The organism is Clostridium punense, from assembly GCF_017874425.1.
In the GTDB taxonomy this organism is placed as follows: Bacteria; Bacillota; Clostridia; order Clostridiales; family Clostridiaceae; genus Clostridium_J; species Clostridium_J punense.
Genome location: NZ_JAGGLL010000005.1, coordinates 122,460 through 147,034, shown reverse-complemented (window position 1 = coordinate 147,034; position 24,575 = coordinate 122,460). Strand labels below are relative to the sequence as shown.

Annotated in this window: 16 protein-coding genes and 1 pseudogene; all 17 read left to right on the top strand. The window is 30.5% G+C overall.

Features of this window, described 5'->3' with window-relative positions:
* Positions 1-128 precede the first annotated feature (128 nt).
* The 17 genes and pseudogenes from ispD to J2Z44_RS04705 all read left to right on the top strand — a co-directional run bounded on the left by ispD (position 129) and on the right by J2Z44_RS04705 (position 24,336).
* A complete protein-coding gene (gene ispD, locus J2Z44_RS04785; protein WP_021283115.1) occupies positions 129-836 on the top strand; it encodes a 2-C-methyl-D-erythritol 4-phosphate cytidylyltransferase in 708 nt (235 codons plus the stop codon).
* 1 nt (position 837) lies between these two features.
* A complete protein-coding gene (locus J2Z44_RS04780) occupies positions 838-1,902 on the top strand; it encodes an alcohol dehydrogenase catalytic domain-containing protein (RefSeq protein WP_021283116.1) in 1,065 nt (354 codons plus the stop codon).
* A 77-nt stretch (positions 1,903-1,979) separates the two neighbouring features.
* Positions 1,980-2,984, top strand: a complete 1,005-nt coding sequence (locus J2Z44_RS04775; RefSeq protein ID WP_209649377.1) for a glycosyltransferase family 2 protein — start codon at positions 1,980-1,982, stop codon at positions 2,982-2,984.
* 93 nt (positions 2,985-3,077) lie between these two features.
* Positions 3,078-4,586, top strand: a complete 1,509-nt coding sequence (locus J2Z44_RS04770; protein WP_021283119.1) for a lipopolysaccharide biosynthesis protein — start codon at positions 3,078-3,080, stop codon at positions 4,584-4,586.
* A 33-nt stretch (positions 4,587-4,619) separates the two neighbouring features.
* Positions 4,620-5,873, top strand: coding sequence for an O-antigen ligase family protein (locus J2Z44_RS04765; protein WP_209649376.1), 1,254 nt, complete (start codon positions 4,620-4,622; stop codon positions 5,871-5,873).
* A gap of 21 nt (positions 5,874-5,894) precedes the next feature.
* Positions 5,895-6,947: a mannose-1-phosphate guanylyltransferase gene (locus J2Z44_RS04760; RefSeq protein WP_209649375.1), complete on the top strand. Its 1,053-nt coding sequence runs from the start codon at positions 5,895-5,897 to the stop codon at positions 6,945-6,947.
* Between the two features lie 24 nt (positions 6,948-6,971).
* Positions 6,972-7,667 carry an acyltransferase gene (locus J2Z44_RS04755; RefSeq protein WP_021283125.1) on the top strand — a complete coding sequence of 232 codons (696 nt, stop codon included), beginning with the start codon at positions 6,972-6,974 and terminating at the stop codon, positions 7,665-7,667.
* Positions 7,668-7,678: 11 nt separating this feature from the next.
* Positions 7,679-8,992 carry an O-antigen polymerase gene (locus J2Z44_RS04750; protein WP_021283126.1) on the top strand — a complete coding sequence of 438 codons (1,314 nt, stop codon included), beginning with the start codon at positions 7,679-7,681 and terminating at the stop codon, positions 8,990-8,992.
* A 14-nt stretch (positions 8,993-9,006) separates the two neighbouring features.
* Positions 9,007-11,346, top strand: a pseudogene (secA, locus tag J2Z44_RS04745) (preprotein translocase subunit SecA); the annotation flags it as partial.
* Between the two features lie 68 nt (positions 11,347-11,414).
* Positions 11,415-12,320, top strand: a complete 906-nt coding sequence (locus J2Z44_RS04740) for a glycosyltransferase family 2 protein (protein WP_021283128.1) — start codon at positions 11,415-11,417, stop codon at positions 12,318-12,320.
* 575 nt (positions 12,321-12,895) lie between these two features.
* Positions 12,896-16,540 (top strand): SwmB domain-containing protein, encoded by a 3,645-nt coding sequence (locus tag J2Z44_RS04735; RefSeq protein ID WP_021283129.1) that lies wholly within the window; start codon positions 12,896-12,898, stop codon positions 16,538-16,540.
* Between the two features lie 418 nt (positions 16,541-16,958).
* Positions 16,959-19,316 (top strand): hypothetical protein, encoded by a 2,358-nt coding sequence (locus tag J2Z44_RS04730; protein WP_021283130.1) that lies wholly within the window; start codon positions 16,959-16,961, stop codon positions 19,314-19,316.
* Positions 19,317-19,464: 148 nt separating this feature from the next.
* A complete protein-coding gene (locus J2Z44_RS04725; RefSeq protein ID WP_021283131.1) occupies positions 19,465-20,010 on the top strand; it encodes a hypothetical protein in 546 nt (181 codons plus the stop codon).
* Between the two features lie 70 nt (positions 20,011-20,080).
* Positions 20,081-20,893, top strand: a complete 813-nt coding sequence (locus tag J2Z44_RS04720) for an SLAP domain-containing protein (RefSeq protein WP_021283132.1) — start codon at positions 20,081-20,083, stop codon at positions 20,891-20,893.
* Between the two features lie 173 nt (positions 20,894-21,066).
* The gene (locus J2Z44_RS04715) at positions 21,067-22,533 is read left to right on the top strand and encodes an MBOAT family O-acyltransferase (protein WP_021283133.1); all 1,467 of its coding nucleotides are present in this window, start codon (positions 21,067-21,069) and stop codon (positions 22,531-22,533) included.
* Positions 22,534-22,544: 11 nt separating this feature from the next.
* Positions 22,545-23,738: an alginate O-acetyltransferase AlgX-related protein gene (locus J2Z44_RS04710; RefSeq protein ID WP_021283134.1), complete on the top strand. Its 1,194-nt coding sequence runs from the start codon at positions 22,545-22,547 to the stop codon at positions 23,736-23,738.
* Between the two features lie 16 nt (positions 23,739-23,754).
* On the top strand, positions 23,755-24,336 hold the full coding sequence (locus J2Z44_RS04705; RefSeq protein ID WP_209649374.1) for a hypothetical protein: 582 nt from the start codon (positions 23,755-23,757) through the stop codon (positions 24,334-24,336).
* Positions 24,337-24,575: the final 239 nt, after the last annotated feature.

Here is a 24,575-nt window from a genome sequence, read left to right as displayed (position 1 = left end):
CTGTGTTTTTGAAGCCACTTAAAGATTCTCCTAAAGTTAATAAATAAAATAAACTCACTCATTATTTAATGAAAGTATGACTTGGTTATAAACAGTACTATATTTTATATGAATTACGGAGGTATTTTATGAACATAGCAGTAATACTTGCTGGAGGAAGCGGAACTAGAATGGGTAGTGAGGTTCCAAAGCAATTTATAGATATATATGGAAAGCCATTAATTGTTCACACAATAGAAGCCTTTGATATAAATCCTAAAATTGATTACATTGAGGTAATTTGTAAAGAAGATTGGCAAGAGGATCTAATGATTTGGATTAGGAAATATGGATTAACAAAGGTAAAATGGATTGTTGATGGAGGGGAGACAAGACAAGAGTCTGTGTATAACGGAATAAAGCATTTAAAAGGCTTTTGTAGTGAGGATGATATATTAGTAATCCATGATGCAGCAAGACCTCTGATTTCTCAGAGAATTATTGATGAAAACATAGCTTCAACGGAAGACTTCCATGCTGTGGATACGGTAATTGAAAGTGCCGATACTATTATAAAAAGCATAGATGGAGAAGTTATAGACGCTGTTCCTTTAAGAAAAGAACTATACCTAGGGCAAACGCCTCAAAGTTTTAAGTATGGACTAATAAAAGAAGCTCATGAAGAAGCTATTAAACAGGGAGTTTTAAGTGCTACAGACGATTGTCAACTTGTGCTGAAGCTAAATAAGGATGTTCATCTTGTAAAGGGAGACAAATTAAATTTTAAGGTTACTACATTCGAAGACTTACTATTGCTAAAGTCCATAATCAAATTAGGAAAATTAGAGGTGAACTAATATGCTTAGTAAGGGTTTTAAAATTGTATCGCCTAAAACCTTTGAAATATACTATGAAGATATAACAATGAAAGAAGATGAAGCTCTAATTAAGGTAGATATGGGAGCCATATGTAAGGCAGACCTTAGATACTATTTAGGACAAAGAAGTAAGAGAATTCTTGGGTTAAAATATCCCATGAGACTACTCCATGAAGTAGTAGGTACAGTATTAAAGGATCCAACAAATACCTATAAAATAGGGCAGAAGGTAGTACTAGTACCTAATATCACTATATGTAGTAATAAGTGTATAAACACTTGTAATTTTGATGTGAGCCTTGGGGAAAATTATTGTCCTGATGCAAAATTTGCTTCTAGTAATATAGATGGATTTTCCTGTGAATATATAAGTTTTCCCATATCCAATATAGTTCCAGTAGAAAAAGAAGTACCTCCTGAAAAGGCAGTATTTGCAGAACTAACTTCAGTGGCACTTTCTGCTATAAGGAGAATAAGCAAGTTAGATAGCGAAAGCCTACGGACTTTGGACGATAAGGTTATAGCTGTTTGGGGCGACGGGGTAGTAGGATACATATTAACTTCAGTATTAAAAACTTTAACTAATAGCAGAATAATAAACGTTGGTAAAAGCGAACATAAGTTAGAAAAATTTCCTTCAGATAGACAGTACATAACTGGAAGCAAGGAAATAAAAAATGAGAATATATACTTAGCATTTGAGTGCGTGGGAGGTAAGTCCTCACAGGTTGCTATAAATGAAATTATAGATAATCTAGTTATTGGAGGAAAGGTGGTTCTAACAGGAGTTGCAGAGGAGAACATAGAAATTAATACAAGAAAGATATTAGAAAAGGGACTTACAATTACAGGTTCGACTAGAAGCTCTGTAGATGATTTTAGGCAAAGCGTAAATCTCATTCAAGGGGAAGAGTATAGTGGATATCTAGAGGTATTGATAAAGAGTGTGGCAAATATTAGAACTATAACAGACTACTATAATATTTTTGAAAAAGAATCCTTAAGTAATGATTTAGGCAAGAATTTACTAAGGTTTAATTTATAGAATAACATAATTCCTCGGGGAATAGTTAAACCCGAGGATTTAAAATTAAATTAGAAAGTTTAGGAGTGTTTCCGCCTATGGATATAAAAATTTCTGTAATAATACCTGTTTATAATGTGGAAAAATATATAACTAAGACTATGGAATCCTTAATAAGCCAAACTTTGAAGGAGTTTGAACTCATACTAGTAGATGATGGTTCCAAGGATAGTAGCATAGAGCTGGCAGAAGGAATATTAAAAGGTTCTCATATTAATTATAGGGTTATAAAGAAAGTTAATGAGGGTGTTAGTAGAGCTAGAAATACAGGTATTGATATAGCGCAAGGAACATATATTTACTTTTTAGATTCTGATGATTATATTGAGGATACCCTTTTAGAAAAAATGTATCATTGTGCTCAGAAAGAGAGAGCCCAAGTGGTATTTTGTGGGTATACTCATATAAGTGATGAAGTAGAACATAATAGCAACTTCATAAAGCCTCTTTTAAAGGTGCATAAATATTTAGAAAAACCTATAAGTGGCATTGAAGCAGCAGAAAAAATGTTAAGGAATGAATTTTGGATAAGCGCTATATCTGGATTATATTTAAGAAGTTATATAAAAGAAAAAAATATATATTTTGATGAAAATATTAAGTTTGGGGAGGACACTATTTTTGCCATAAAAGCATTAATCAATGCAGACAAAGTAGCAAGTGTAAATGAAGCCTTGGCCTATTACGTGAGAAGAGGTACCTCTGTAACTAAAACTGGAGATAAAAAGTACTTTGATTTGCATAAGTCAAATATTGAAATATTAAATTATAATCGAGAAAATTTTAGAGCTTATGATGTAGAAAAAGCTCTTTTAGAATATAAAATTCCCCATTCAATCATAAGGATATTTTCGTCCTTATCAAAGAGTGGGAAAAATAAAGATGATTTATTTAAATTTATAAATGATAATAATATTAGAAGTTATCTTAAAGGGTTTAAGGTAAGTGATAATAAAGAAAACATAAAGTTTAAAGTAGCTGCTTATATGATACTTTACTTTCCTCATATAGCTTATAACTTATTTAAGATGAAAGAAAAATAAGACAAATATTATATGCAACAGCATGATAAACGAAGATAAAGGTAATAAGTTTAGACGAAGGTTACTGAAAAAATACTTTTAGTGGAGAAAAATATGAGAATTAAAAATGCTAAGAGAAATGTAATGTATGGAATTATTACATATCTACTTTTAATGGTACTTACTTTTGTAAATAGAAGAATATTCATAGATGTTTTAGGTCAGGATATGGCAGGACTTCAAGGGTTATTTCTCAATCTTCTTAGTTTTTTAAACTTAGTGGAATCAGGAGTGGGAATTGCAATTATGTTTTCTCTTTATACTCCTTTTGCAGAAGATGATAAAGAACAAATAAGAAGTATTTTAAGTCTATATTCTAGAATATATAAAACCTGTGGTGTAGCAATATTAATCATGGGTTTAGTACTTGTGAATTTTTTAGGCATATTTGTAAAAGGACAAGTGAATATAGAGTATGCAAAGATAGCATTTATTTTATACATTATAGATACAACTATAAATTACTTCTTTTCCTACAAAACTTGCCTTTTATACGCAAGTCAAAATGGTTACCTAATTTCTATTTGGGATTTTGTGTTTAAAGCAACCAGATATATAGTTCAAATACTAATAATTTTCTTAACAAAGTCTTTCATATATTTTATACTTATTCAATTAATTACAAACGTATTATACCTAATAGTAATCAATTATGTAATAAATAAAAAATTCTCGTGGATAAATAAGATTAAACCATCAGTAGTTAAGGGAAGGGACAATATTGTAAAAAACATAAAAGCGCTATTTATACATAAACTAGGAAGCTTTGTAGTTTTTAGTACAGACAACATACTAATATCTTATTTTTTAAATTTGAAGACAGTGGCTTTATTTACTAACTACAATATGATACTTTCCTTTTGTAGCAATTTTACGGGAAAAATTTTTGATGGTATTAATCCTAGTATAGGAAATCTGCTGACAGAAGAAAATCCAACTAAGTCCTATGAAGTATTTCAAAGAATATTTTTCTTTAACTTTTGGCTATCTTCTTTTATATCCATTTCCTTATACAATACTATAGATAATTTTGTAGTTTTATGGCTTGGAAAGCAGTTTATTATGGATAGAACAGTACTAGTAGTATTACTAATTAATCTTTATATAAGTACTATGAGAATGTCAATTGATAGATTTAAAGAAAGTGGAGGCTTATACTATGCAGATAGGTATGCACCATTTTTTGAAGTAATTATAAACTTAGTATTTTCTATTATCTTAGTAAAAAAGATAGGTCTTGCAGGAGTGTTTATTGGAACTCTTATAAGTAATTTATCGGTGATATTTTGGGTTAAACCCAAAATTGTTTTCAATAATGTGTTTAAAAAGAGCTTTTCTCAATACTTAGTCTTATATATAAAATATTTAGTTATAGCATTAATTCCGCTTTCTTTAACAAGGATAGCTGTTAATTTATTAAATTTAAATTACGGGTTTATGGATTTTCTATTAAATGTTATGGTTAATATAGTAATTATTAATTTAAGTTACTTAATTATATTTAAGAGAAATAAGGAATTGTTATATTATAAGAGGTTAATAATAGGAAAATTTAAAAAATAATCAAAGTTGTTTTAAATAAGAGGTGAAGTAAACATGAACACTGCCATAGAAAAATTTAAAAAGAGAATTATAAATTTTTGTGAAAATAAGTATTTTAAGGTTAGTTTGCTATTTATTCTGTTTTTGCTTAGTTCTGGTTTGCAAATTGTAGATAAGATTCCTATGATCGGAAAATTAGATGGAGCATTTTTTATTTCAGCAGCTTTATTGCTTACCATTGCATCCTTAATAAAAGGGAGAGAAAATAATTATATTAATATATTTATTTTACTTCTAGGGGGATTAAGCTTCCTATCTGTGCTTTGGTCTATTGAACCAGTAGAAACTTTTAAAAACAGTATATTATTTATTTCTACATCTATTATAGCAATCTATATTGGGCAGAATTATAAAAAAAGTGAAATTTTTAGAATGTTGATGTTCTGGTTTATTTTGCTTATGGTAGCAAACTTAATAGCAATAATTTTCAAGTTCCCTGGGATATATCAGATAGACGAAACTAGGTATGAAAGTGCAATTAAAGGTCTTTTTAGGCATAGAAATTCCCTAGGACTTTACATGGCTTTTGGAGGAAGCATGAGTCTATGGTTCCTTCTTCAATTTAAAGACAATAATAAGATAAAGAGCTTATATGCCATAAATCTTCTTGGAAGTATAGTTCTATTATACTTAAGTAAAAGTATGACTGCTATGCTTTTGGGAGTAAGCTTTTTACTTTTAGTAATTATCACAAGATATAAAAAGGTGAGTAAGGTACTAATATATAGCATCATTCCAGTCCTTATTGGAGCTGTTTACTTTTTAGTATACCAACCTCAGTGGTTTAAAGATTTTCTTCTTGCCATTGGGCGAAATCCCACTCTTACAGGAAGAAGTTTAATTTGGCAGGGAGCTGTAAAAGCTATAGAGTATAAAGCATTCATAGGATATGGATATGGAAGCTTTTGGACCATAAACCCTTACTCAGTTTTATTCATACTTCCAATATACAGGAGCATACCAGTTAATGCTCATAATGGATTTATGGATATAATGATAGATTTCGGGATAATTGGGGCCATAATAGTTTTTATATGGCTTGGGCTTACCTTAAGGAAAACAAAGAAACTTATGGATTATGTTAGTGAGAGAAATTATAAATACTTAAGTTTTTCTTTAGCATACTTCCTATTTATTTTGATGTATAACCTATTTGAAACGGTTTTTATAAGACAAAAAAGTGTCATATACATTACTCTAATAATATTTGCTAATATGGTTTATAGGATATCAAAAGAAGAAAAATAGCCATAAGAAAGGAGTTTTTTTATGCTTTGTGCAGTGATAATGGCTGGTGGAAAAGGAACTAGGTTTTGGCCGCTTTCTACAGAGGAAAAGCCTAAGCAATTTTTAAATCTTTTAGGTTCTAAGTCTATGATTCAAATGACGGTGGATAGACTACTTCCACTAATACCTATGGAAAGAATATTTATCGTTACAGGAAAACAATATGTAGAACTGGTTAAAGATAACTTTCCACAGATGGATGAAAGAAATATAATAGTTGAACCAACGGGAAGAAATACTGCGCCTTGTATAGCACTGGCCGCTTTTTATATTAAGAAGCTATATGAAGATGCAACCATGGTAGTTCTCCCATCAGACCACTTAATAAAAGAAGAAGATAAGTTTTTATGCCTAATTAGAGATGCTGCTGGTTTTGTAGAAAAAAAGCAAGAAGCTCTAGTAACTATTGGGATACCACCTACAAGACCTGAGACAGGGTATGGGTACATAAAGTATGAAAATAATAATGTAAAAAAACCCGAAGGAGTTATTCCAGTAGAAAGGTTTGTTGAAAAACCTAACTTACATAAGGCATTAGAATATATAGAAAATGGTGAATACCTATGGAATAGTGGTATGTTTATTTGGAAATGTAATAACATATTAAAACTCACCTCTAAATACCTGCAAAACACCTATGACATATTAAGTGAAGTTTCAATAACAAGGGATGACGAGTATGAAGAAGTACTGGAAAAGAAATATAAGGAAGTGGATAATATCTCAATAGATTTTGGCATCATGGAAAAGGCAGAAAACATATTTGTAATTCCAGGAAACTTTGGATGGGATGATATAGGAAGTTGGTCAGCGTTAGAAAGATATAGAGATAAAGATGAAAAAGGAAACATAGTAGACAATAATGTGGCTATTATTGATGGAAGTAATAATATTGTACTAGGAAAGAAAAAGCCCATAGTAATTTGTGGATTAGATAACCTGTATGTAATAGAAAGTGATGATGCTATTATAATAGGAAAAAAAGAGGATATGAATAGCATGGAAAGAGTAAAACCTCATGTAAATATTAAATAAACATAGTATATAAAGGGGAAAAATATGAATACAGCCATAAGAAAGCTATATTTATTTATAAGAGCTATACCAAAAACAATATATTTTAATTTCAAGTATCTTCCTCTTAAAAAAGCTTTAAAGCTACCTATATTGGTATCTCATAGAGTATGGTTAATGAATTGCAAGGGCAAGATTACTTTAAACTGCGAACATATTCAAACTGCAATGATAAAATTAGGCTTTGGTGAAGTTGGAATATTTGACCAAATGAGAGAAAGAGCTGTTTGGAATGTTAAAGGTGAGATAATTTTTAGTGGAAGTGGCATTTTAGGTCATGGATGCAAGATATCAGTGGAAGAGGATGGAACTCTGATTTTAGGAAGAGAATTTAATATTACTGCAGAAAGTGCCATAATATGCAGAAAAAGAATTGTCATAGGAGATAATGTAATGATTTCCTGGGAAAATCAGATAATGGATAGTGACCTTCACCCTATAATAGATAGTGATGGAAATAGAATTAATGAAGATGAGGAAGTACAAATAGGACATAATTGCTGGTTAGGTTCTAGATGTACTATACTTAAGGGTGCAAAAATTCCTGATGGGGGAATCCTTGGGGCTGGAACAATAGTAACTAAGAGCTCAAACAAAACTATGAAAGAAGAAAATCATGTGCTTTGGGCAGGCAATCCTATAAAACCTATAAAACTAAATGTGACTTGGAAAGTGAAATAGGGGGTAACTAAATGTATTATTTATTAAGTTTAATTCAACTAATAATATTTTTAACCTTTATGATAAATTCTTTTAAAAAACAGGGGTTAACCTCCATTGTGGATCAAGGGAAAATAATGTTCATTTTATGGATAATGTCTTTAACACTATATGATTTAAGGTTAAGCAGTCTATATAATCCCACTATTACTATTAATATTATAGGAATTTCCATTTGGGGTAGCTTTTTTATATTATCAAGATATATATTTTTAAAAAAAGAAGATATAACTTATACCCTTGAAAATGTGAAAAAATATGGAGTTAATGAAATTTATTCAGTAGCTGCAAATGTAATATTTGTTCTAGGACTAAGTTTATTTGCTTATAATGTGAACAAATACGGTCTTACAATTTTAGAAGAAAACAGAGTTAATAAGCAACCATTAGATCATTATAGCAGCTATGTTATATACATGTTGGTATTAGCAAGTGAAATTAAATATATTCTTTTTAGGAATTATAGAAAAATTCTAGATCTTATTATATTCATGATATCCATATTCGCGTTGTTTTTAACATTAAATAGGGGGCCCATAGCATTTTTATTTGTAACCATTGCACTATATGAAGTTTTTAATTTTATTAATATCAGCAAAAGGTTATCAAAAACTCAACGATATATAACTTATGGGAGTTTATCTCTATTAATAATTGGTTTTGTTATTTTCTTTGGATTTGTTGGGAACTTGAGAATGGAATATGTGTTAGAAGAGGTATACCAAACTACACTGTGGGAACATTATGGAGTAAGTACCTTAATGCCTTCGGCTCTTCTTTGGGTATATGTATACATCACAAGCCCTTTTGAAAATATAGCATTTTCCTTAGTTAATGAGACAGTAAGTTATGCATACTTTAATAACTTGCTGTATCCATTTATAAAGTTTTCAGCAAACTTAATAGGAAAAGGAGAAGAATACAAAGCTTGGCTAATAGGAAGAGGTAGTTACACCCCTTATTTACAAGAAAAGGTAGGATTAAATGCAGCCACCTTTATACCAGAAGCATATCAGGACTTTGGCTTTATAGGTTTTATTGTTTATCTAGGCATTTATATACTAATTGCCTATAGTACAATTAAAATTATGAAGACTAAAGTAGGATATAGCTCACTTGGAAAAATTTTAATTTATACAAATGGAACTAGTATGCTTATTTGGACGGTATTTACCAATTCTTTTAAAATACCAATATTAATAATGAATATTATGCTAGTCTTATTTATAGAATACGCCTACAAAAAAGGTTACTTTAAATTTTGGTTTGAAATTAAAAAAATATAACTGGGGAGGATACAATGAATATTCTATCTAATATACTTGGAAACTATAGTAGCAGAGAAGTAAAAAGGATTTTGCCTAAGGTAGAAAAAATAATGGCTTTAGAAGAAGCCATGAAAAACCTTAGTGATGAAGAGTTGAAAGGTAAGACCTTAGAGTTTAAAGAAAGATTATCAAAGGGAGAGACCTTAGATGATATTTTAATAGAAGCTTTTGCAGTGGTAAGGGAAGCTTCCTTTAGAGTGCTTAAAATGAAGCATTATAAAGAACAGTTAATAGGAGGAATAGTACTTCATCAGGGAAGAGTTGCAGAGATGAAAACCGGTGAAGGAAAAACTCTAGTAGCAACCTGTCCATCTTACCTTAATGCCTTAGCAGGAAAGGGAGTACATATAGTAACAGTTAATGACTACCTAGCTCAAAGAGATAAAGAAGAGATGGGTCAAGTTCATGACTTCTTAGGATTAACAACAGGGGTAATATTAAACAATATGGAAGCTCCAGAGAGAAGAGAAGCTTATAACTGTGATATCACCTATGGAACTAATAGTGAGTATGGTTTTGATTACTTAAGAGACAACATGGTAGTAGAACCTAGTGAAAGAGTTCAAAGAGAGTTAAATTTTGCAATTATAGATGAAGTTGATTCAATATTTATAGATGAAGCAAGAACTCCTTTAGTAATATCAGGTCAAGGTGTTAAGTCTATAGAAATATACAAAATAGCAGATAGATTTGCAAAATCCTTAAAAGAAGAGGAAGACTATGTTATAGATGAAAAAACTAAAACTGTTATTTTAACTGACGAGGGTGTAAATAAAGCAGAAAAATATTATTCCATTGAGAACTTTTCAGATGAAGAGCATATGAACATTCAGCATCACACCATGATTTCTCTAAGAGCAAATTATGTAATGACTCTTGGAGTGGATTACATCATAAGAGATGGAGAAATTATGATAGTAGACCAGTTCACAGGAAGAGTTATGGAGGGGAGAAGGTTTAGTGAAGGACTTCACCAAGCTATAGAGGCAAAGGAGAAAGTCAAAATCCAAGAAGAAAATGATACCCTTGCTACAATAACCTACCAAAATTACTTTAAATTATATAAAAAGCTTTCAGGAATGTCAGGGACAGTAGAAACAGAAGAAAAGGAATTTAGAGAAATATATAATGTAGATGTAGTTGTAATTCCAACTCACAAACCAGTAGCAAGAAATGATAGAGAAGATAAGATATACCCAACGGAGCTTCAAAAATTTAAAGCAGTGGTAGAAGAGATAAAAGAAACCTACGAAAAACAGCAACCAGTATTAGTAGGAACTGCTTCCATAGAAAAGTCAGAGATATTGTCCTTTATGCTTAAGAAAAAAGGAATACCTCATGAGGTTTTAAATGCAAAAAATCATGCCAAAGAAGCTGAAATAGTAGCAAAGGCAGGGCAAAAGGGTGCAGTTACCATAGCAACTAATATGGCAGGAAGAGGAACGGATATTAAATTAGAAGAAGGAGTAACTGATTTAGGCGGACTGAAAATCATTGGAACGGAAAGACATGAGGCAAGAAGAATAGATAATCAGCTAAGGGGACGTTCAGGTCGTCAGGGAGATGTTGGGGAATCTGTATTCTATGTTTCTTTAGAAGATGATATTGTAAGACGTTTTGGAAAAGATAGATTAGAGAAGCTAAGCAAGACAATAGACACTCAAGGGAATACTATAATTGAAAACAAGAAAATTCAAGACTTAGTAGATTTATCTCAAACTTTAGTAGAATCGCAAAACTTTGAAACAAGAAAAGATTTAGTAAAGTATGATGAGGTTTTGAACACACAAAGGGTTTTAATCTATAATCAAAGAAATCAAGTGGTAAACACAAAAGATATAACAGAAGATATTAAGAATATGATTGAAAAAGTAATAGACACAGAAGTGGCTCTTCATCTTACTGCAGTAAATAGTGATTTTGATGAGGACTTTAAAGCACTTAGAAGAACCGTGGAGGATTTATTAAACTTGGAAGAACTTACTGAGGAGAAGTTTGATAATCTTACTGAGGTAGGAATTAAAGCTACTCTTAAAGATATAGCACTAACCACTTACGAAGAAAAGATAACCACAATGGGTGAAATTCTACTAGATGCTCAAAAAAGAATTCTTCTTAAGACAGTAGATAGAAGATGGGTAGAGCATATTGAAACCATGGATAACCTGAAAAAATATATATCGCTACAAGCATATAATCAAAAGGATCCAATAATAGCTTACCAATATGAGGGAAGCAGATTATTTGAAGATACAGTTTACAATATGCAAAAGGAAGTAGTTAAATTAGTATTCCATGTGGAAGTGCCAAAAGAAATCAAGGTACAATTGCCAGAAGCAGAATTAGAAACAGCAGTTGACAATGAATAAGGAAGGTTACTATGAATAAAAAAGTTGCCATAATCTTGTTAAACTATTGCGGAGTAGAGGATACTCTAGAGTGCGTAAAAAGTCTTGAAGCAATAGATTATAAAAACTATGAAATTATAATAGTAGATAATAACTCGCCAGATAACTCTTATGAAGTCCTAAAACAAAGTATAGGAGATAAGCACACCCTTATAAAAGCAGAAAGTAATGGAGGTTTTGCTAAGGGGAATAATATAGGAATAGACTATGCCTTAAAAAGTGGTTGTGATTATGTGCTTCTTCTAAATAATGATACAATTGTAGAAAAGGATTTTTTAGGTCACATGGTAAACTGCTACGAAAGTAATCCTAACATAGGAATTGTAGGGTGTAAAATCCCATACTATAATAAGAAGGATTATATTTGGTTTGCAGGGGGAGAAATAAACTATAATAGATTTTATGGTTCTCATTATGGTGAGGGGCAACTAGATAAAGAAGCGTTTAACAAAGAAAAGAAAGTAACCTTTACTACCGGATGCGTAATGCTTATTGGAGTAGAAGTTATTAAAACTGTTGGAATGCTTCCGGAAGAATATTTTATGTATTTTGAGGATGTAGATTATTGCGTTAAGGTTCTGGAAAAAGGCTATAATATTTATTATTGCCCTAAAGCAATTGTTTATCATAAGGTAAGTGCAACCTCAGGGGGACAGCTTTCTCCCTTCTCAATAAAGTGGAGTACGAGAAATAGACTTATCTTTATGGAAAAGTACAAGAATAAGGTGAGTAAAATTCAATACATTAAAGCTAAAGCTTTCTTTTACAGTACTCGAAGAGTTAAAATTATAAATTACTCCATAACAGGTAGAAAAGAAGAGGCTAAAGCTATAAAGGAAGGTATAGAACAAGGAGTAAGTTACTTAAAAAACAATTAAGATAAAATAAAAGATTTAAAGCTGGTAATATAGTTTTTATATTGCTAGCTTTTTTTATTTAGAAATATATTGAATAAATAAAAAAGCTAGTGGGTAATTATGGTAATACAGGTATAATATACTTAAGATTGAAAGTATAAAGTATGTATAAGGTATATCGAAAATATAAGTATAAATATAATACATAAATAAAAAACAAACATAAAAAACATAGGAATTGAAAATTTATATGACTATAATGCATAATTTGAAATAATTTGAAAGTAAAGATAAAAGATGCTTGATATAAATTGGACAAAGATGTATAATATTGTTTGTTAGATAAATAATTGCAATGTGGGTAATTTTTAGTAAAAAAATCATTATATAACAACATTGCATTATTTTGAAATATTTATGGACAAACTATCTAGATTTATGTATAATATAAATAATTCACAAGTTTCAATAACTTGGAATATTTTCTAAAATGTATAATATACATAAAGAAGATAAGGTTAGTTATTGTTGTATCATAATCAATTAATATTGATACACATAAATATATATTTTTCAAAAAATGGGAGGGAATTAACTTGAATAAGAAAACAAAAAACACATTAGTTGCTGCGGTTGCTGCTACTATGGGAGCAGGAATTGTTGCACCAGTAGTACAAGCTGCTGCTGTTGATTATTATGCTTTAGCTCTAGAAGCAGTAGTTAAAGCAGAAACAAGCAAAGACATAAAGGATATCGAAACTGCTAAAGAAGCAATTGCTAAGGTTACTGATGCTAAGAAACAAGCTGAATTAAGCACAAGATTAGATAAAGTAGCTGGACCAGTTTTAAATGCTCAATTAAAAAATGCTTTTGATTTAGTTCAAAAAGCTAAAGAAACTAAAAAATTAGAGGATTTAAAACCAGCAAGACTTGCAGTAGATGAAATGTCTTACTTACTACAAGATTACAAAAATACTTGGAGTACAGAATTAGACCCAATAACTCAACCATTCCTAGTAGCAGTTGTTGATCCACTACTAGCTATGATGGATAGTGAAGCAAAAATCAACCAAACATCTTTAAATGAAGTTAGAGCTATAATCAATGGATTACCACAAACAAAAGCATTAAAACAATACATCCTTGATTATGCTGGAACTCAAGATTTAATGCAAGAGAAATATGGACAAAAAGGTTTAGCTGCTGCTAACAAAGCAAAAGCATCTGGACTTCAAGCTGATATTGATGCAGCTAAAGCAATATATGCAGACTTAATGAAAATTAACTATAGTGATGCTTTAAAAGCAGATTATGAAAAATACATTGGAACTATACTAAAAAGCTTAGATCCAGCTGTTAAAAACTTTGAAATTGTTTCAGCTGAAGCAAGAAGCAATACAGAAATTACAGTGGTTTTAAAAAGTGCGCCACTAGCAAACTTAACTGCAGCTGACTTTGCAATATCTCCTAGCTTAACTATTACAAATGTAACTACTAATAATAATGTAGTTTCTATAAAAACTTCACCACAAACTGCTGGAGCAACTTATACTGTTTCAACAACTACTGGTATTGGTTCAGCTTCCTTCACAGGATTAGCAGCAGTTGATACTACAGGAGCAATTTCTGGTATTGAAGTTCTTAACTTAAGACAGATTAAAGTTGCATTTAATAGAGAAATCAAATGGGGCTCTGCTAAAGAAGAATCAAGTTACTATTTAGAAATGGTTGATGACCTAACTGGTGATATAACTACAAGAAGATTAGATACAATACTAACTGGAGTTACTAACAATAAATGGGAAATGACTGCGGGAGATCAAGAAATTATAAGTGATGAAACTCCTGTTAAATATGTTATTTTAGAGTCTTCTGATGGAACTCTAATTAATAATGCAAAAGCAGATGGCGGATTAGGTATAGAATACAATAAGAGCATAACTCTAGAAGCTCGTAACCTAGTTCAAAAAGTTGGTGGATACATCAATACATCACAAGGAGCATTTACAGTTGTAGATGGTACTGCTCCAAAGATTGTTAATGTAACAGCTAATGCTGAAGTTGGAAGAATGTTAAAAGATAACATAATACCAGCATACTTAGGATATACATTAGCAGCTGACAAAGCATATGTAGAAGTTAAATTCAGTGAGCCAGTTATAGATAATGGTGATGTTAATGCTAAATTAGATTTATTAAAATACAAGAACTTAAACTCAGATTTTAAAGTATACGTTGATGGTATATTAGTTAAAACAGCAGGAACAGCAGGAACACCAGGAGTAACATATAGTAATGCTGAAATAGCAAATCCAGATGCAGCTACTGTAGATGGTTTAGCTGTAGAGCAAGATTCGATTGCTGAAGCTCAAAAAACTTTACTTCTTGATGTTACAAAACTTTCAAGAGGAGAGCATGAAGTTAAGATTGTTGGAGCTCAAGACTTAAAAGGTAATGTAATGGCACCAAACCCTTACCAAGCTAAATTTACTGTTAGTGATGAAATCAAAACTCCACCAACAGCTATGAAGCCTTCAATAAAAGAAATAAAGCAAGTTGCAGATAATGCTGTTGAAGTATACTTCAATGCAAAAGATGTTGTAATAGCAGATTCAGCTGCTGCTGATAAAAACCCAGTGGTTATAGAAAAAGCAGCTTGGGATGGAACAGATTGGAAAGACTTAAAAGCTGATTTAAATGCAGGTTCTGACATAGATATAACGGCTACAACCGCTGCACCAAAAGTTGTTTATGGAACTTATAGAGATACAGATGGAGTTTGGAAAGCTAAATGGACAGTTTTATATGAAGCTGGAAATGATAAGTCAACTACAGATGCTGAAACATTTAACTATGATTCACAAAACATTGTTATCAGAAATGTTATAGTTCAAAACTATGAAATAAGTGGAAATACTCAAGCATACTATGAAGGTGACACATATAGAGCATCATCTACATTCAAGAAGGATGTTGAAGCACCACTTGCTCAGCAAATTTATGCTGATAAAGAAAATGGAAAAATATATGTTGTATTCAAGGATGACCCATTCAATGGAGACATAGCTCTTGGTGCTGCTGGAAAAGTTAAAGTTAAGATGACTAACTCTAAGGCACAAGATTTCTATGGAGAATATGATGTAACAAAAGGTAATATTAGTGTAGTAACTAGTGCAGCTGGATTACCAACATATGTTGTTCCAGGAAAAACGGTTGCTATAGATGTTAGAAAACCTGATGATAATAATCAAAACTTAGTTGAGAAGTTTACGGCAACTAATAATACTACAGGTACTTTAATTGAGAGTGCTGTTTACTCAGTAACATTCCCACAAGGAACTATTGTTGATGCTGAGGAAAATATGGGTGGAAGTGCTACTCCAGATTATATAATGGTAGATCCTTCAAAAGCTCATAAGAATGCTGAAAAAGTAATGCAAGTATCAGTTTCAAAAAATAGCACTGATGAAGGTATAGTTCCTCAAACAACTAGAGGCTTAATACAATCAGGTTATGAAATTGCAAGTGGTAATATAATTGCTACTGGTTCAGGAACTGTGGTAGATAAAGCTACAGCTGGAACTGCATTATACATGGCTGAAAAAGAAAACACTAACAAAATTCTTGTAGTATTTGATGGAGAAGTTCTAGAAACAAGTGCTAAGAATAAGAACAACTACACATTCAATGGCGCTGTTCTTCCACAAACTGCACAAATTGAATTCTATTCAAATGATATAAACGCAACTGTAACAAACGGAGCAGGTGGAGCTGAGTCATATGTAGTAATTACATTACCAGAAGGTTCAGTTCAAAAAGATGGTTTATATACAATTGCTATAGATGGAATTACAAACAAGTCTGGTAAGAGAATGCTTCCAGTAAGAGATTCTGTTGCACTTGTTGACAATACTAGACCAGTATTAAACAATGTGAAAATAATCGGAGATAAGCAATTAGAGATTACATTTGATGAAGTAGTAAACATTGATAGTGCTGATCTTGCAAAAGCAGTAAATAACTTTGCTGTTACAGTTAACAACGGTGAAACAAGAACAGTTTCAACTGTAACTAAGGTTAATAATGAGCCTAATAAATTAATATTAACATTAGCTGATACATTTGATATTGCTAAGATAGCAAAAGTAACTGTTAAGAAAGATGTTAATGGAAACATTTATGTAACAGACACATCTGACTTAAAGAATGTTATGGCTGAAGTAACTGTTTCTTCAAAATAATACTATATTAAAAAAGGTGCTGTTTAGCAACAGATTAAATTCTGGGTGCTACAGCCCTTTTCTTTTTGATTGTTCTTAAAAACAACTTTTATATAAGTTCAAATTTACTGTCTTCCAATAAAATAGCAAGCATACTTTAATTCTTATCAATTTATAAGTTCAATTATCCAAAATTAAAAGGGCGTAGTTTATGGAAATAGTGTTTAATTAACAACTTTATCTACTACTTAAAAAACAAAAAAGTGAAAATTAAGGTAAATACTGAAAATATTAATTAATGATTTACTCCTAGTGTATACTTTATAATGTTATAGAGTGAATATTTTTCTGTCTCATAAGGCATAAGGTTAAAGAATTTAAAATTATTACCGGATAGCCTTACAATGTGCAGATAACTACATTAAAAGGAGGACATAGTTTGAGAAAAATAGCTAAGGTTGTTTTATATTTAAGTATTTTTATCTTATTTAAAGTAAATTACAATGTCAAAGCTTTAGAAAATCAATATACACTACCGCATGTGACACTGGAAAATTATAGACAGTTTAAATTTGAATTTGAAGAAAAGGTTAAAGTTAGCAGTATAACTGGAGATAATGTTTATGTTAATATGATGGACAACATAACATGGGATTTAAGCAGTTCTTCTTTAAAAAGCTTTTGTGGTGATCAACAATTCAATATTTACTCGGAAAGTGGGGAAGTTGGTAGCACTGTATATGTCGAAACAACAAAAAATAAACTTACAGATATAGGGTTCAATGAGAATGTGTTATATACAATAAGCTTTAGGAATGTGAAAAATTTATATGATGAATACTTATATACAACTTCAAGTCAACTATTATTTAAAGACACTGAGGGGCCATATCTTAAAAATATAAATGTTGTTTATGATTCGGACAACCTTTCTAGTGATAGAAAGTTAAGGCTTTTATTTAATGAACCGGTAAATTCTTATGAATACGAAGGCTATAAGTCTAAAGGGTTTATGATTTATATAGATGGAATCCCAGTAAAATATAAAGATACAGAAGGACTTAACAGTTCATTATCAGTGAAAGAGCAAAGTACTTTAGATATAAACTTAGAATCTAATTTATTTAGAAATGATACAATACATATTGTGGAAGTAGTAGGTAGCCAGGATTTGAGTGGAAACCTCCAAAAAGAAGGCATATTAAAATATGAATTTAAAATAGATGAACCACAAGTAAACTATCAACCAATGGAAGTCCCGAAAGTAAATAGTATAAATCAGATAGAAGATAATGTGCTAAAGGTCTCCTTTAGTGGTAAGAATGTTGTGCCAGTGAACAATGAAGATACTGTTGTTATAATACAATATGGAGTATATAAAGAAGGAAATGGAGATTTTGGGATTCCTAGTTTTGAAGATTTGCATATAAGAGGAGCTGATGTGGAGGTAAAGGATGGATATTGGCTAGTTAGATTTAATGCCGACAAAAATATGAGCAATAATACTTTTAGTTTTTTTCAACAGAACACAGTAATTAGAGAAGTTACAGTAAAAAACTATAAATCTATTTATAAAAATAGTATGGAAGAAGACTTATATAAAGGAAATACTGAATCAAGAGTAGTTAATTTTATTAGAGATACTAAGGCTCCTAAGATTGATAATAAGGCTATAGTAAACGAGAAAATGTATGATTTTGAAAATGGCATGATTAAAATACCTTTTTATGATGAACCTTTTAATGGCAGTATTCAAAAAGGACCTACTGGATTAATAGCAATTAGTTCAATTACTATAGAAGGAATAACTAAGGAGGTTATATTAGATGTTAGTGATGATAGAGTAAAAATATCAAATAATAACTCTATAGTTATTGACTTAAAACAAACGAACTTAACAGATTATCGAGGATATTTACTTGAAGGCAGTGATTACATAGTAAATTTTCAGGCGGGCAGTATTCGAGATGGCAATGATTACTTAGGAAAACAGTTTAATATTAACAGTATTGGAAATAATATAGCGCCTATAACTGTTCCTAAGCAAGTTGGTATTGATTTAGAAGGGGAGGTTCCACAAACAACTAAAGCATTTATTCAAAGTGGTAGGGACTTGCAACTTGGAATAAACGGACAAGTATCTAATATTGATTATAATCCTTATAAGATTGGAACAATAGCTTGGATGAGGAATAATCCAAGGGCGATTGTTGTAAGGTTTCATGGTAATCCACTACCAGAAAGTGCTTTGAATAAAAGCAATTACATAATAAATGGTAGTCCCCTATCAGAAACTTCGTTAATTAATTATTATGAAGAGGATATTGATACAAGGACATCAGGAAAAGAGAGATTTACTGTTATATATTTAGGGGAAAATACTATTAATGCGACTGGTACTTACAGTATTCAGGTTAGAGGAATTACAAATAATAAAGGAAAAAGAATGATGCCTATAAATGATGCAATTAGTTTAGTTGATAATACAGGTGCCACTTTAAAGAGTTATAAGCTAATAGGAAGTAGAGATATAGAACTTGTATTTGATGAGGCCATCGAGTTTTTCAATAACTCTGCAGAGTATAGAGCAATGGCAGTGAGTAATTTTGAAGTTATGGTTAATGGAAGTAAATTTTCAGTAGAGGATGTTTATATTTCAGCGAATACTATTAGATTACATTTAGCAGAAATTGTTAACGACTTCAATTCATTTATATCTGTCAGGGTAGTGGAGGATTATGATGGTAATATTTATATTACCGATAAGGAAAAGAATTATTTAATAAACACTAAATAATTTATTAAATCTGTTATAATATGAGTTAAGTTTTAAAATATATGTTATAATTAAATCGTTAAGTTTTGAGTAAGTTGGCTAATATATAATTTTATAGTAAATGTAGTAAAATTATAGTTTTAAGGTATCTAGATAGGAGTGGTTGAAGATGAAGAAAAAAATATTTTTACCTGTAATAGGTGTAGCTATAGCAGCATTGATAGGTGGAGGGTACTACATTAATAGTAACTCTAAAGTCAAGGATAGTTCAGCGACTAAACAAGCAGAAGATCAGGCACAAAAAAATGAAAGTGAGACAGTGGAACTAGAGAAAAAACAAGAACAAGAAAAAGCAGCAATTGAGAATGCTAAAAGCGTGGATGAGAAAGTTGCAGAAGATACAGTAAAAAAATTAATTGATATTGTTTATTTTAAACAAGGTACCTATGAGGAATATAAATCATTATTTTCGTTGCCAGATAGAGTTGCTTCAAAAGAAAAATTTGAAGAGGCTAGAAGTAAGTCTAGTGTAGTTGAAAAGTTTGGTAAGGAATATGAAAACTCAGAAGAAATAGTTAAGAATTTCAAAGTTGAAAAAAAAGATAGCATAACTACTGTTTTTTTTAAGTCGGAAGATGGTGAAAAGGAAAGTACATGGCAAGTTATTGAAAAGGATAGTAAATATCTTATATATAATGCTGTAATTAGTCAATAAATTTTAATAAACTTTTGAGTAGGTTATTTTAGATGAAGCATTTATGAAATAAGCTTAATAGGAGGTAGTTATGAATAATAATTTAGATATAAAATTATATTTGCCACAACATGAGGGACTGTCGCTTTTAAGGGCTCAGATTTTTGAGGAAGAGCTAAGCGAAATAAATAGAAACTTTCCGCTGGATAAGAATAAAGTTGATATAACTTCGACATATATTACAGAACATGAGGATTCAGTTGAAGTTGGCTTTTTTATTAGAAATACCTTGACAACTTATGTAGCCTTTGAAAGGGTAGCTTTATGTTTAAAAGATGAAGAAGGTGGAGTACTTACTTCACAAGTTTTTAATTTTAAGGATATGACAAAGGTTCCACCAAGTTCCGGAGTTCCGATGTCTATTAATTTTAAAAAGAATGAATCTTTTAATTTTGATAAAAATAAAAAATATATTATTAGCTTTGATAACGCCGACAAAATGGAAAGTTATGAGGGCGCTGGCTCTGAAATTGAAAATATGCCTACTAATCTTTCTTTTGAAAGTGAAAGGGAGATTCTAGACTATGCTAATGGACTTGAGACATTAAAAGCAAATGAGATTTCTTTATCGGTATTTAAATTGGCTCAGTCACAGGATAGAGGCATTGATATTACACTATTAATGAGAAATGGATATGATAGAAATATAAAATTGCAGGTACTGCCAGTGAAGGTTTTAAATTACAATGATACAGTTATTGGAAAGGATATTTTTAGAAACCCTGAGGGATTGGTTTCAATTTCTGCTAAAAAATCTAAGCTATTAAGGCTCCACTTGGATCCTTCAAAATTATATACTACAATTTTTGATCTTTCAAAATGCAAAGTTGTTTTTGAAGAATAATAAATAAAATACATAAATGGTAAGAGGTTGGAATTTAGCAACTTGCTTACCATTTGTTTTTGAGAGAATTTAACTGTTTTTATAGACAAATTTAATACCTAAATATACAATAATAAGGAAATACTAATATTCCCACATAATAATTTTAATAATTATGTTTTAAGAGTTTTATGGTGGGAAATGATTTACTTATTTTGGATTACAGAAAGGGAAAAGTTATGCTATTTAGTAGTTTAAGCTTTTTATTTGTTTTTTTGCCTTCAGTACTTTTTTGTTACTATTTAGTGCCAAGAAAGTTAAAGAATTTTATTCTTCTTATTTTTAGTTTATTCTTTTATGGATATGGAGGGCCAAGATACCTTTTAGTTATGCTTGCATCTATATTCTTAAATTATATCTTTGGTTTATTAGTGGATAGGTATAGAAATCACCCTGTTAAGATAAAATGGGTTCTAGTTTTAACTGTGGTGTGCAATATATTTATAATTGGGTATTATAAGTACACAAACTTCCTAGTAGAAAATATAAATAGTGTTTTAGGAAGTCATATTGAAATAGGAAATATAGTAATGCCTATAGGAATTTCTTTCTTTACTTTTCAAGCTATGAGTTATGTTATAGACGTTTATAGAGGGGATGGTAGAGTTCAATATAATCCTCTTAATGTGGCTCTTTATATTGTTTTATTTCCTCAGCTTATTGCAGGTCCAATTGTTAGATATGAAACGGTGGATGAACAAATTCAAAGCAGGAAAGAAACTGTGTCTGCTTTTACTTCAGGAATTCAACGTTTTGTAATTGGACTTGGAAAGAAAGTAATTATAGCAAATACCTTTGGACTTATTGCAGATGACGTATTTTCTCTTAATCCTTCAGATATGTCAGTACTTTTGGCTTGGGTAGGAGCTATTGCTTACAGTGCTCAAATTTACTTTGATTTCTCAGGATATTCTGATATGGCTATTGGACTTGGAAGAATGTTTGGCTTTGAGTTTTTAGAGAATTTTGATTATCCTTACATATCTAAGTCTATCACTGAATTCTGGAGAAGGTGGCATATTTCTTTAAGTACATGGTTTAGGGATTATCTTTATATTCCTCTAGGGGGAAATAAAGTAAGTACCTTAAAACATTTAAGAAATATTTTAATCGTTTGGTTTTTAACTGGTCTTTGGCATGGTGCTAGCTGGACTTTTATTGCATGGGGATTATATTATGGTGCTCTCCTAGTGGTTGAAAAGTACATTCTTAAGAAGTATATAGATAAGCTATGGGCGCCACTTCAACATATTTATGCTTTATTTTTTGTTATAGTTGGATGGATTTTATTTAGGGCTAACACCTTTGAGCAAGCTTTTGGATTTATAAAAACCATGGTAGGATTAAATGGGACTGAACTTATAAGTAATCACGGGATTTATTATTTGATTGAATACAAAGTAGAAATTATAATTATGCTTATTGCAGCTACTCCTTTAGGAAGGAATTTAGTTCTTAAGTTAGAAGAAAGACAATGGAGTAACATTGGAGAGTTGGGTTTCTACTTAGGTAAGTATTTATATTTGATTGTGGTATTTATTCTTTGTATTATGTATCTTGTTGGATCTTCCTTTAATCCATTTATATATTTTAGGTTTTAGGAGGTGGGATAATGAAAAAGATATATTCAATACTGCTTATAATAACCTTTGTTGCAATCTTCTTTGCTGGAGGAATATTGACTTTCATACAAAAGGATGAGGAAATTTCTAAATTAGAAAATAGAAAACTAGCTATGCCCCCGGTTGTTACTAAGGAGAAGCTAATTGAAGGTACTGTATTTAGTGAATTTGATGAGTATATAAAAGATCAATTCATATATAGGGGTAAATGGATTAAGGCCAACTCTAAGCTTAATACCATGCTTAATAAGAAGAAATATGTAGATGTGGTAGTTGGAAAGGATGGCTATCTTTTAAGTTTTAATGGATTTAAACATCATTTAGATGAGGAAAAACTAGTTACTGATGTAGATAGTGTTGCTACCAGTATTACAGATTTGAATAATAAAATTCAAGACCAGGGTGGAAAGCTTTTAATTACAGGGCTTCCAGGTCAATCTTACATTAACTCAGATAAGTATGAAAAGTATTTTGAAAGCATGGGTGAGTTTTATACCCTTCAGGATAAACTATACTTTGGCAAGTTAAATGATGTAGGCATAAAAAATATTAATATGAAAGATGTCTTCAATAATTATAATGAAAATTTATATTATAAGACAGATCACCATTATAATTTCAAGGGCGCTTATTTGACTTATAGTGAAATTATAAATTCTGTTAGAGATATGGGCTATAAGGTAAGAGAACCATATAAGTTAGAGGAATTAAACCCAGTGAAGATAAATAAGCCTTTCCATGGATCTTGGGGAGCGAAGATGAATTACTTATTTCCTAATGACGATTTTGTAGAAATACCAAATCCTAAATTCACTGTTCCAAAGTATGAAAAAATAGCTAATGGAAATAAAGACAATAGGCTTTATTATTTTAATAAAACAGATGAAGCTTCTAGTTATGCAGCCTATATGAATGGAGATAATAAGGAAGTGAAAATTACTACAGATAGAAAAGAGCTTCCTAAAGTATTAATTTTTGGGGATTCTTTTACTAATGGAATTGAACCTCTATTATGGATGCACTTTAATGAAACTAGAATATTAGATTTAAGATATTATAAAGATAAGAATCTTTATAAGTACATTGAGGAGTATAAGCCAGATTTAGTTATTTATGTTCTTAGTAGTTCCGTTTATACCTATCAGGGAGCTAATAATAATTTCAAAGGGGATTTAAAAGATTAAAAGGAAGTGATATATTATGTCAAGTAAAAAGTCCTTAAAGATTAGCCTAGTTATAATTAGTTTAGTTATAGTAGGTTTAGTTGGAAGTACTGCTTATGGAAGTGTGGATGAATACAATTCAAAAAAAGGCAAAAAAAGAGAACAATTAATATTAGAAAATATAGAAATATCAAAGGCCATGGTTAAAGATACATCTGTTATAGAAGATAAACTTACAACTTATCAAGGGTTAAATATAATGAAAAATAATATAGAGCTTAAAAATCTCCATATTAATGCTTATAATACTTTGGTTACCGCACGTAAAACTAAGACCCAAAGTGATATAAACGTAGCTAGATATACTATTAATAGTCTGCCAAATTCCATAGATTATATAAGAAATGGATTAAGTGCAGAGCTAGATGCGGTTCAGAACGAGTTGATGACAAATGCTTATGATGCATCTGTATTAGCTCAAAACACTAAAAACCCTGAAGATTATGCTACAGCTGTTTCTTTATATGAAGAACTTTTAACAGTAGAATATAATGACGGTGTTTTACAGTGGGTTAGGGAAGTGCTTGGTTCTGAAATTAATAAAGCTTCTGTAAAGTAGTGAGGATTTTACTATGAAATAATATTAACACAATTGTTACACAATTTTTTTTAGATAATTTTAGAAATTATATATTAAATTTATGGATATTATGGTATAATGTATCCAGAACATAATAATTTTGGTTAATTAATAAGTTGTTATTTTCTGCAAGTTTCTTAATTCAAGTTAAAGAAGATTCCTAGTCACATTAAAAGGTATAAGACTTTACACTGAGAGGTGTAAAGTCTTATGTCTTT